The 11648-nt window shown below is 38.9% G+C and carries 12 protein-coding genes and 1 tRNA gene; 3 read left to right on the top strand and 10 right to left on the bottom strand.

What is annotated here, in order from left to right; all coding sequences use genetic code 11:
• Positions 1–5 precede the first annotated feature (5 nt).
• The 8 genes from tolA to PX700_RS06495 form a co-directional block, all read right to left on the bottom strand.
• Positions 6–932 carry a cell envelope integrity protein TolA gene (tolA, locus tag PX700_RS06530; protein ID WP_415637605.1) on the bottom strand — a complete coding sequence of 309 codons (927 nt, stop codon included), beginning with the start codon at positions 930–932 and terminating at the stop codon, positions 6–8.
• Between the two features lie 4 nt (positions 933–936).
• The gene (gene tolR, locus PX700_RS06525) at positions 937–1365 is read right to left on the bottom strand and encodes a protein TolR (RefSeq protein ID WP_149592638.1); all 429 of its coding nucleotides are present in this window, start codon (positions 1363–1365) and stop codon (positions 937–939) included.
• On the bottom strand, positions 1352–2056 hold the full coding sequence (gene tolQ, locus PX700_RS06520; RefSeq protein WP_007580384.1) for a protein TolQ: 705 nt from the start codon (positions 2054–2056) through the stop codon (positions 1352–1354). Before tolQ ends, tolR begins: the two co-directional genes overlap by 14 nt.
• A 1258-nt stretch (positions 2057–3314) precedes the next feature.
• Entirely contained in the window at positions 3315–4322 is a 1008-nt protein-coding gene (gene ruvB / locus PX700_RS06515; protein ID WP_138585712.1) for a Holliday junction branch migration DNA helicase RuvB, read from the bottom strand.
• A 7-nt stretch (positions 4323–4329) separates the two neighbouring features.
• A complete protein-coding gene (ruvA, locus tag PX700_RS06510; protein ID WP_002960647.1) occupies positions 4330–4947 on the bottom strand; it encodes a Holliday junction branch migration protein RuvA in 618 nt (205 codons plus the stop codon).
• Between the two features lie 2 nt (positions 4948–4949).
• Positions 4950–5474, bottom strand: coding sequence for a crossover junction endodeoxyribonuclease RuvC (gene ruvC, locus PX700_RS06505; RefSeq protein WP_002960649.1), 525 nt, complete (start codon positions 5472–5474; stop codon positions 4950–4952).
• A gap of 132 nt (positions 5475–5606) precedes the next feature.
• Positions 5607–8108 carry an ABC transporter permease gene (locus PX700_RS06500; RefSeq protein ID WP_479520255.1) on the bottom strand — a complete coding sequence of 834 codons (2502 nt, stop codon included), beginning with the start codon at positions 8106–8108 and terminating at the stop codon, positions 5607–5609.
• On the bottom strand, positions 8098–8811 hold the full coding sequence (locus PX700_RS06495; protein ID WP_165728877.1) for an ABC transporter ATP-binding protein: 714 nt from the start codon (positions 8809–8811) through the stop codon (positions 8098–8100). The genes PX700_RS06500 and PX700_RS06495 overlap by 11 nt, the downstream gene beginning before the upstream one ends.
• On the opposite strand from PX700_RS06495, the gene PX700_RS06490 reads away from it, so the two are divergent.
• Both PX700_RS06490 and PX700_RS06485 read left to right on the top strand, forming a co-directional pair.
• The gene (locus PX700_RS06490) at positions 8812–9435 is read left to right on the top strand and encodes an arylesterase (protein ID WP_415637607.1); all 624 of its coding nucleotides are present in this window, start codon (positions 8812–8814) and stop codon (positions 9433–9435) included.
• A 111-nt stretch (positions 9436–9546) separates the two neighbouring features.
• Positions 9547–9623: transfer RNA gene (locus tag PX700_RS06485), tRNA-Pro, on the top strand.
• A gap of 173 nt (positions 9624–9796) precedes the next feature.
• Here PX700_RS06485 and PX700_RS06480 read toward each other — a convergent pair.
• Positions 9797–10057, bottom strand: a complete 261-nt coding sequence (locus PX700_RS06480; RefSeq protein WP_479520254.1) for a hypothetical protein — start codon at positions 10055–10057, stop codon at positions 9797–9799.
• A gap of 166 nt (positions 10058–10223) precedes the next feature.
• On the opposite strand from PX700_RS06480, the gene PX700_RS06475 reads away from it, so the two are divergent.
• Positions 10224–11141: a YbjQ family protein gene (locus PX700_RS06475; protein WP_479520253.1), complete on the top strand. Its 918-nt coding sequence runs from the start codon at positions 10224–10226 to the stop codon at positions 11139–11141.
• A gap of 72 nt (positions 11142–11213) precedes the next feature.
• On the opposite strand, the gene bamE is transcribed toward PX700_RS06475, so the two are convergent.
• Positions 11214–11480, bottom strand: coding sequence for an outer membrane protein assembly factor BamE domain-containing protein (gene bamE, locus PX700_RS06470; RefSeq protein ID WP_479520252.1), 267 nt, complete (start codon positions 11478–11480; stop codon positions 11214–11216).
• Positions 11481–11648: the final 168 nt, after the last annotated feature.

The following is an 11648-nucleotide window of genomic DNA, read 5'->3' as shown; positions in this document are numbered from 1 at the left end:
TTCCTTTAAAATTCTGGCTTGATTGTTAAGTTAATATTCTTAAGTTGTTCGAATACGTCTCTATCTTTAGATACCGGTAATGTGTCGGCCATGCGTACTGCTCTTAATGCAGCTTCACATACTAACTTATCACCACCTAATGACTTAACTTGCGTTACTAAACCATTAAAGCCTAAGCGAATATTGACTCGGCACTGCTGGTTTTTCATTTTTTGATCAATCAGTAAGTTTTGCTGAATACGCGCCATAATTAACGCTCGGTACTTATCAACTTCGCTCACTACTTGTTGCTGACGTATTTTACTACGGGCAGCCTGCTCTTTGGCAAGTTGCTCTTGTAACATTTGCTCTTGCATCGCTTGCTGGCGCTTACGTTCTGCCTCTGCTGCACGCTCTTTCGCCTCGGTTTCACGTTTTTTACGCGCAGCCTCCGCTTTTTTAAGTGCGTCTTCTTCGGTTTTACGTTTATCAGCAGCTGCTTTTGCTGCAGTTTCAGCTTCTTGCTTTTGCTTTTCGGCTTGCTTGGCTTTAGCGCGCTCTTTTTTCTCAATTGCGCGTGCTTTTTTAGCTTCTGCCTCGGCTTGCGCTTTTTCTTTCTCTTTAGCTTTACGCTGTTGCTCTAACTTTTTAATATTACGTGCTTCTGATTCACGTTGTTTACGCGCATTTGCCGCTCTGCGCTCTAAATCGCGAATACGTTTATCTTCTGCATTTTTTTTATCTTTTTCTTTCTTTTTAAGTTCAGCAATTTTTTGCTCAACTTGTTTTTGATCAACTGTAACAGCCGATACTGCTTTATCTGGCGTTGGAATAGCCGAATTAAGCGTTACTTCCATTACCTTAGGCGCTGGCGGATGAATGTTTGCAGACGCATACAAAAAACCACCAATACCTAAATGAAGCACTATCGATTTTACTACTGAACTATTCATACAGCTACTTCCCCTCAAAGGATTCAGTCATTAACCCTACTGACGGTACGCCTGCATTTTTCAAAAAATCCATTAGTAATAATACTTCTTGATATGACACCTTACCCGAACCTTTAATCATAACTGGTACATCAGGATTTTTCATTAACTGTAATTTTATAACCGCAGCAACGTCAAGTGCTTCCATAGGCTCTTCAGGATCGGTACCTACGCTCACGTAATATTTACCCTCTGCATCTATTGAAGCAATAATGGGTGGAACATCTTTAGTATCAACTAAATCAGACTCTTCCATTTTAGGTAAATCAACTTTCACACCGTGTGTAATAAGTGGTGCTGTAGCCATAAATATAATAAGTAGTACCAACATTACATCAATGTAAGGTACTACATTAATTTCTGCGACCGGACGGCGCTTTTTACGCTGATACATTCGCTTGTGCCTCTATTTGTGTAGCTGCTTGACGGTGTAAAATATTAGCAAACTCTTCCATAAAGTTAATATAGTGAGACTCAAGCTTTTCAACACTATTTGAAAAGCGGTTATAAGCAATAACAGCCGGAATAGCCGCAAATAAACCCATCGCAGTCGCAATGAGTGCTTCTGCAATACCTGGTGCTACCATTTGTAATGTAGCTTGCTTAACTTCACCTAGTGCAATAAAGGCATTCATGATACCCCACACAGTACCAAACAAACCGATATACGGACTTATAGAGCCGACAGTTGCTAAAAACGATAAGCTAGATTCAATTTTTTCAATTTCGCGAGATAGCGCAACACGCATAGAACGGTGCGTACCTTCCATAACAATACTTGCACTTTGAAACGTATTCTTTTTATGACGAGCAAACTCTTTAAAGCCCGAAGTAAATAATGCTTCAATACCTTGAGACTGACCGCTGCGTGACGATATCTCGTTATACAATTTGCTTAAATCAATACCCGACCAAAATTTTTGCTCAAATTTCTTAGCATTTGATAGTGCATCCGATATTGCTTTTTTACGTTGAAATATAATTGTCCACGACATTACAGACATGGCAACTAGCCCTAACATTACTAATTGAACAAGCAAACTTGCTTCTAAAATTAGATCTAAAAAATTAAGCCCTGATCCCACGTTAAACTCCTAAGTAATTTCAAAATACGGCAAATTGATTAATTTGTGTAAATATGACCGCTTACACGGTCAAAAAGTTGCATCTAGTGTATCTAGTCCATTTCAAGCTGACAACGGTATTGCTATGAATAGGCAACAAAAAACGTTAAAAAACAGCTTTAGTTGGCATTTCCCTTTGCCTCAGTATTTTATTTAATCTTTTAACTAGGGTCTGTTGACCTTTCAAGGTTGAATTTGCAGCAGTCTGTTTGGTATTTAGGCAAGGCAGAGCCTATGCAGTGTGGTTATTCCCCATAAATAGGCGATAACGTAGCATTAATGCCAAACAGGCGCTGCCCAAAGGGTTCTTCCTAGGGGCTATTTACTCTTTGTTGCTCGATTTTTACTTATTCTTACATGGATGTAAGTCAGTAGAATAACGCAGGAGCAGTTATCGAGCCCGCTAGGTTACAAATCTAGCGCCGTGATTAAACAGCCCCTAGTTTGAACAAATTTTAATCCGAAAAGATCAACAGACCCTAGGCTCGCTAATTATAAATATGCGTAAATATATAAGTAAACGTCATAAAATGCGCCGTTTATTCAAAATAAGAGCATAAACACTCAAAACTTATAAGCTTTACCTTCACGTAATAGTAAAACTAATACCGCACCACAAAATAATATATAACTTAAACCATAAATTTCATCAACTTATAAATTTAACGATTAATTAACGCTCAAGATATAAACAACAATAAAATTCACCAAGTTAGTTTTTCTAATCCGAAAACACAAATTTTCTAGTTTGAACAAATAAAGGTTCTTACGTATTATTACCCCATACCGAGCTAGCGCACTGAATGAGATAGTTTCATTAAGCCAAGTTCTTAGTAATAGGATATTTTATCGTATTACATTGTTTTACTCTTTGTGGATAAAACCAAATTAAGTAAAACATAGTTCCCTAGATTACTTCCTTCAACTTGTTGTTTGCCCGCATTTTTTGCGGGCTTTTTTTTGCCTGCAATTTGGTGCTCTACCTATTTTACAATAAGTAATTCGCTTACTAGTTTGAATGGTACGCAGGATAGCTTCGCTAGTCTTAACGCCCTGTGAATTAACAGTTAACTATAAAGCGTATAAGTATTTTAAAATAACACTTGTAACAGTGTGCTGAGGTTTAGGTAAAATGCCAGCCTGTATAAATATTTGAAAGAAAGCGATACTAAGTCAATTACCTGCTGTGCAATAAACCACAGCAAGTAAAGTACATAGGCTAGTCTTTTTTAGGAAGTAAACCAAAGTGATGGTATGCGCTGTCTGACACTATTCGCCCACGTGGTGTGCGCTGAATAAACCCTTGCTGAATTAAAAATGGCTCTATTACGTCTTCTATTGTTTCACGCTCTTCGCCAATAGCAGCCGCTACATTGTCGAGCCCTACTGGGCCACCCATAAATTTTTCAATTATGGCGAGTAAATATTTTCGGTCCATATAATCAAAACCGCTTTTATCTACGTCAATCATATCAAGGGCTTGCTTAGCTACCTCGGCGTTTACTGTACCGTCAGATTTTACCTGTGTGTAATCGCGTACGCGGCGCAATAAGCGGTTAGCTATACGCGGTGTGCCGCGCGAGCGTTGTGCAATTTCGGTTGCGCCATCGTCGCACATTTCTAAATCAAGATAATGTGCTGAACGCCCTACTATATGTGATAAATCCTCTACAGAGTAAAACTCTAATCGCTGTACAATACCAAAACGATCACGAAGTGGTGATGTAAGTGAGCCTGCTCGTGTGGTTGCACCTATAAGTGTAAATGCAGGTAAATCTAATTTAATAGAACGTGCAGCTGGGCCTTCACCAATCATTATATCAAGCTGATAGTCTTCCATTGCTGGGTAGAGTATTTCTTCAACTTGTGGGCTTAGTCTGTGTATTTCATCAATAAACAGTACATCGCCTTCTTCTAAATTAGTAAGTAGTGCGGCTAAATCGCCCGCTTTTTCAAGTACTGGGCCTGATGTTGTTTTAATGCTTACGTGTAATTCGTTGGCCACAATGTTTGCAAGCGTGGTTTTACCAAGTCCTGGAGGGCCAAATATTAATAAATGATCGAGCGCTTCACCACGGGTTCGGGCAGCTTCAATAAAAATTTCCATTTGCTGCTTAACATGAGGCTGGCCTCTGTAGTCGGCTAAAAGTTTTGGTCTTATTGCACGATCAATAGAGTCTTCATTTGTTTTTTCAGTCGCATCAATTAAGCGATCCGCTTCAATCATGGGTTACTCACAACATTGATTTTAAAGATTCTCTAATAAGAACCTCAGTAGACATATCGGGTTTGCTTATCGATTTTACTGCTTTTTGAGCTTGTGGCAATTTATAACCTAATGCAAGCAGTGCTGATACGGCATCGTCTGCTGCATTATTAGCAATTGTCGCATCGCTCATTGGCTCTATTACTGCGCTATCGCTAAATGGCGTAAATAAATCATTGCCCCAATCTTTTAATCTGTCTTTCATTTCGAGTACTAAACGCTCGGCTGTTTTTTTACCTACACCCGGTAATTTAACAAGCGATGTTGAGTCTTCGTTATTCACACAACTCACAAATTGCTTAGCCGACATACCCGACAAAATAGCTAAACCAAGTTTAGGACCAACGCCATTTGCTTTTAATAGCTCTCTAAATAAGGCACGCTCAACTTTATTATTAAAACCAAATAATAGTTGAGCATCTTCGCGCACTACAAAGTGCGTGTAAACAATCGCGTTTTCACCAATTTTTGGTAAATCGTAAAAACAGGTCATTGGCATTTGTACTTCGTAACCTACACCACTTACTTCGAGTAAGATTTCTGGTGGCTGTTTTTCGACTAAAATACCATTTAAACGGCCTATCATAGTTATTTCCTTAAACGTCCTCTAACGGTTTTGCTTGCGCTACCCGCTAGTTTAATTAAATTTTGTTCTGAATGGGCATGGCAAATAGCAATAGCGAGTGCATCAGCGGCATCGGCTTGTGGTGTACCGGGTAGTTTTAAAATATTTTTTACCATGTGTTGCACTTGTGTTTTATCAGCGCCACCGTTTCCTACTACCGCTTGCTTAATTTGCCTAGCTGAGTATTCAAATACGGGTAAGTCGGCCATTGCAGCGCCAACAATCGCGGCGCCTCTAGCTTGACCTAGTTTTAAAGCAGAATCGGGGTTATGCGCCATAAATACTTTTTCAATGGCAAAGGTTTCTGGCGAAAACTGCTCAATAAGCTGTGTAATGCCTTGGTAGATCATTTTAAGTCTAACCGGAAAAGGATGATCGGCTAACTTAATACAGCCACTGCCTAAGTATGTAAATTTAGAACCTTGGTGGGCAACAACGCCATACCCGGTCAAACGTGAACCAGGATCGATCCCTAAAATAATGGCCAAACTTGCATTCTCATTATTGTTATTTTTAAATTACGCTAATAATGCCAGAGCACTGTATAAATTACCAGTACAAAGAAAAACAAAAATGCCCATGTGTTAGATGGGCATTAGAAGGCGCATGTTAGTTTAAGCTTACCCTAGGGCACGTACTAATCCTTGAGTGTTTTGTTTAAGTGTTCGGGCAATCATTAAATAGCCTAAACCTGCTACAAATACACCGCCCGCTACCGGCCCAATAATCCATATATGTGGGTGTAGCTTACCGGCTAAATCAAACATTTGTTGCTGCACAATTAAAAGCGCTATATCACTAAAAAATGCAGCGACTAAACCAGCTAAACCACCGAGTAATAAAAACTCATACAGGGTCGCGTTTTTAATTAATCGGCTTTTAGCACCAAGTGTTCGCAGTATTACAATTTCTTGCATACGTTCACCCAAGCTAGCTTGCACTTGCGATATAAGTACAAGCGCGCCACACAGCACAACAATAGCCAGTACAAAGCCAATGGCGAGCGATACTTGCGAAATAGTTGTTTGTATTTGCTTAACAAAGTTATCAATGTCAATGGCTGTAATAGTTGGGTAAGTGCGCAGTAACTGGCTAAAGTCACGCTTTTGCTCTGGGTTTATGCGTACCGACGAAATATACGTTGCAGGAAAATCTGCAAGTACATCTGGGCTTAAAATAATAAAAAAGTTAGGTTTTAGCGTAGCCCAATTAACTTTACGAACACTGGTAATTTTAGCGTCGAACGACTGCGAACCAATTAAAAAAGTAAGCGTATCGCCTATCTCAACATCTAAACGCTCAAGCATCGACTCCTCTACTGAGGCTTCGGCTGTTGCATTTTCACCAAACCACGCGCCTTGTGTTACTTCGTTTTGATCTGGTACATCTTTAAGCCACGTAAGGTTTAGCTCACGGCCAATACCTGCACGGGCTTCTTCGTCTTTTTTCTCGTTATCTTGCAGCGATACAGAACGTGCTACCAACTCGCCGTTTACCGCATTTACGCGCCCACGAATAGTTGGATAAAACTCCGATACCTGAATATCTTTTTGAGCTAAATATTCATTAATTGGCTCAAGCTCATTTTGCGTAATATTAACTAAAAACGCATTAGGCGCGTCGTCTGGTAGTTGCGACTGCCAATCAGATATCATATCGTTTTTAAGTACCACTAAAAACAGCAGTAATTTAATCGCTAACGAAAAGCTAATTAACTGCACTGCATTTACGTTTGCACGCTTTTGAATAGACGCAATTGCAAGCGACCAACTATTACCTGGTTTTAAGCCAAGTTTTCGGCCGCCACCAAATATTAATTTAGATACTAAAAACAACACACCAATTAGCGCAAGTGTTGAGGCAAACAAAATAAGCGTTATTTTTATGTTGTTACTAAATAACCACATTAATAAAAACACAGTTAGCGCACTCATACCTAAATGCACACGGCTTACTGCTAACTTGTCGCCTAAATTACGGCGCAGCACTCTAAGCGGTGGAATATCAAATAAATCAAACAACGGTTTAATAGAAAACATAACAGCACAAATTACGCCAGTGCTTATAGCCACCAGCCAAGGTTTAAAGCCACCTAAAGGTAGCTCTGTGCCCATACTTTTTGATAAGTAACTTGTTGCTATTTCTTGCAAGCCATAACCAATTAATAGCCCAATACTTACCGCCATTGCACACACAAGCAATAAATGCAGCATGTATATTTTGCGGATCATTGAGCGGCTACCGCCCAATGTTTTCATCATCGCTACTGGGTCATATTGGCGTTCACAATAACGTTTTGCTGAAACCGCTATAGCCACTGCTGCCAAAATAATACCCAATAGACCGGCTAGTAATAAAAAGCTCTCTGCGCGATTTAAGCTGTTTGAAATAGGTGATTGACGGTCTTTAACACCATACCATTGTTGGTTTTCTTTCATTTGTGGTTTAAGCCACTCATAAAAGCTATTTATATCGGCCTCATTACCGGCATAAAGTTGGCGGTAATAAACTCGGCTACCCGGTTGCACAACTTCGGTTTTTGCCACATCGTCAATATTAATAAGCACACGGCGACTACTCGAAAATACATTAAATGGCGCGTCTGGCTCTTCTACAATAACTTTAGAAACATTAAATAATGCAGCGCCAAGCTCTACTTGCGCGCCTATATCAATATTTAAACTGTAAAATACCGACTCACTTAGCCACACATTACCCGGCGTTGGTCCGCTATTAGCAACTTTAGTTTCACCGGTTAGGGTATCTTTAACTTTTAACTGCCCTTTTAGCGGATACGCATTAGATGCCGCTTTTACTGAGCTAAACTGCATTTCATCATCGGCAAACAACATAGTGTCGAAGTACACCATTTGCGCCGTTTTTAAATTTTGGCTTTGTGCTTGAGTAATAAAAGCGGTGTCGAGAATATGATCGCTTGCAAGTACACGGTCTGCTGCAATAAAAGCACTGCTTTTTTGCGCAATACTTTTCCCTATTCGCTCAGTAACCATAGACAGTGTAAGCACGGTTAAAACAGCAAGTGCGATAGCCGCGCTTATAACGGTTAACTCACCACGGCGAAATTCTCGCGAAAATAACTTAAGCGCTAACTTAACCCACATCGGCAACGTCCTCTACTTCGCTTTTTACTAGTAAACCCGCTTCTATTTGAATAATGTGCTCACATTTTTGTGCAAGCCCTTCATCGTGAGTAACTAAAATAAGCGTAGTGCCATGTTGAGTATTTAAATCAAATAATAAGGATTCAATCATTTTACCGTTTTTGCTGTCTAAGTTAGCCGAAGGCTCATCAGCAAACAGTATTTTAGGTGTACCAATAAATGCTCGCGCAATAGCAACACGTTGTTGCTCGCCGCCAGAGAGTTGCGACGGGTAATGATCAATTCGATGGCTCAAGCCTACTTTTTCAAGTAGGGCTATTGCTTGCTCTTTCGCATCACTTTCGCCAGCAAGTTCTGCTGGTAGCATAACGTTTTCAAGTGCAGTTAAGCTCTGTACTAACATAAACGATTGAAACACAAATCCAATTTTAGCCGCGCGCAGTGCAGCACGTTCTTCTTCATCTAAATTGTGTAATGGCTCGCCATCTAAAAATATTTCGCCGCTGCTTGCAGTGTCCAGCCCTGCTAATAAACTGAGTAACGTAGATTTACCAGAACCCGACGTGCCAACAATAGCAACAGACTCGCCATGCTTGACATTAAAGCTGATGTCGCTGAGGATGGGCAGCTCACCTTCAAAGGTAGAGACTACTTTAGACAAACCATTAACTTGTATTATATTTAATTGAGAAAGCGCTGACATATGACTCATTCAATCCTTCGTTTAGTATTCATTTTATTTTTAGTTATCAAACCGCTGAGCGCAGCAGCCAACAACACGATTTTAATACTCGGTGACAGTTTAAGTGCAGCCTACGGACTTCAACAAGAAGAAGGCTGGGTAAAATTGTTACAAGATAAATACGATGACGAACAAACCGACATAGAACTTATCAACGCCAGTATTAGTGGCGAAACATCTGGAGGCGCCCTACGTCGTTTAGATGCATTGCTTGAGCAATATGAACCCACTCATGTACTTATTGAGCTAGGTGCTAACGACGGTTTACGTGGTTTTCCAGTTAAAAAAATGCAAGCTAACTTAACGTCTCTTATTCAAAAAAGCCAAGCAGCTAATGCGATGACCGCCTTAATGGAGATTTACATTCCCCCTAATTACGGTCCGCGTTATAGCAAAATGTTTACAGACACTTTTACAGACGTTAGCGAAGAAACAAATGCGCATTTAATGAACTTTTTTATGCTAAATATTGCCAGCCAATCTGATCTAATGCAAAACGATAGTTTACACCCTAACAAAAAAGCCCAGCCATTAATACGAGATGAGATGTATGACTCGATCAAAAAGTGGTTAAATAAAGACTAGCCAATTAATACACCGCAAGAGAGCTATTTTATGCCTCTTGCGTAATAAACATCCAAACAAACAATCGCTTATTGATTTTTAAAAAAATACACGTACTATTGCATACAAAGTCGGTATGTGGCGCAGCTTGGTAGCGCACTGTCATGGGGTGGCAGGGGTCGAGAGTTCGAATCTCTCCATACCGACCAATTAAATCAACACCTTACCTCTATTTAAAAACATCTCATTAAAGCCATACTTGTTGTGTGTAGCCAATATGTAGCCACTCTACTCTTTTTTATAGTCGGGAAATAAAATTTATCGCTTAGGTTTGTTCGCGCGTACTGGTTGCGAAACTCTTCCTATGAAGTAGGAAAATACCCTATAAAAATTTAGCTAACTTACTATATTGCTCTAAGCTCTTTCTAAGCCCCCATACACCCGAAAAGCCATTTCTTTGTAAATACCTAAATAAGCTTTTTCGAGTCCACCTATTACCCCAACTAGTTTTTAAGTTAATGTTATTCAAGTGGTTAACTAAAAGCTGGTAGCTAGGGTTATTATATTTACCTGATTCATTAAGCTTTAGCACAAGCGCCTTAAACACTAATTTATCGTTATCAACTTTATGTGATGTATTCATATATCCCCCTGTATGGACTCTTATTATACCCTTTTTAGCGCTCATTTTGGGCAGCTCAGTTAGCTATGAAGCGTGTTTAATAAAGCTTGAACAATAAAAACTAAATGTCTTGAGTTTTGAGATTACTTTTGCAATTCTTGTATTACTAAAACTACTAAGGATGGTTATGTTTCTATCAGATAGCACACAATCTAAAACTTCAAATACTAAAACTGAATGGACTTTAAATGAGAAAGGTCTAACGAATAATTTTACGGAAACAACTTACGAAATTGACTGCCTCAGTTTTTCATTAAAAAAAGACGGTTACAAAGGGGTCGCATCAATTTTTTATAAAGATAATTTTCTTTGTAATTTAACTACACTATATAGCCAAGCTGGTATTTATAAAAAGCATGGCTTGAGTGAGAGTAAAATCGTAAATAATAATACTGGTGAAAGGCTTACTGACCTAAAAAATAATGAGCTTTACCTTACTACTACATCACTTCGCTATGAGTCAAAAGATTACGGTGTTGCTGGATTACGAACCGTTAAAGATATCACATCATACGACGTTCTTTTTTATGGTAAGCATTTAACTAACGTATCAGAATCAACTGCTCATAAAATAGAGTCGACTAAAGATATATATTTAAAAATTAAATTATCTACTATGCAAAATAAAGTTAAGGACAATCAGATTGCTCTTGATACCGATAAGCAAGAAAAAGCCCCTATTGATAAAAGTTATAAAATAATCCGAAGCCCCAATGAAGTTATGCTCACTACTGAAACCGCATCAAATTTAAAAGTTATAAAAAGATTGGACGTTATAACTGCTGAATGCGCATATGGAATGAATTTATTCAAAGATTTTTTCGCCAGCATGAGTGATATTTTCGGTGGCCGAAATAAAAGTATCCAAAATACCTTACAAGATGCTCGTAAGAACGTATTAGCTGAATTGAAAAAAGAGGCCTTTGCATCAGGTGCTAACGCTGTAATAGGTATAGATCTAGATTACAGTGAAATATCAGGCGGTGGTAAATCAGGTATGTTATTTATAGTGGCTTCAGGTACTGCGGTAATAATTGAAACTTAAGTGAGTTTAATTGTTGTCTGCTAACTAATTACGGCGTTTAACACTTTCTAAACGCCGTCCTTATCATTTATATCAGTTAATGTTCATTTGAGGCGCTGCGCCATTGGTATAGGTGTAGTTTGAAACAATGCCGTCATCAAAAAGTATATCTAGCGTTTTTTGAGTGCCCTCTGTTTGAACCTTCATAGTAAACACATAAGATTGAGCTTTAGATGTTCCTTGTGAATAAAAATAAAGCCACTTAACTTGATTACCATTAATAACACTTTTTGAGTACGGTTGGCCAAACCATTCAGCGACCTGCTCTTTAGTTGTAACTCCTTTTTCTATTTGATCCACTTTATCCGTTTTAAAATCACTACCTGTGGTGTAATTGGCAGTAGCGCATGCCGTAAGAAACAAAAACTAAACTAGACAGCCACTCTAATTAAAAAATAAAACTGTGCCATAAAATCTACTTTTAGGTTAATTATTTACCTTTCCTACTCGGTTATTTTAATTTCATCT

This window comes from Pseudoalteromonas sp. TP27 (assembly GCF_056470645.1).
This window is presented reverse-complemented; position numbering and strand designations above follow the sequence as displayed.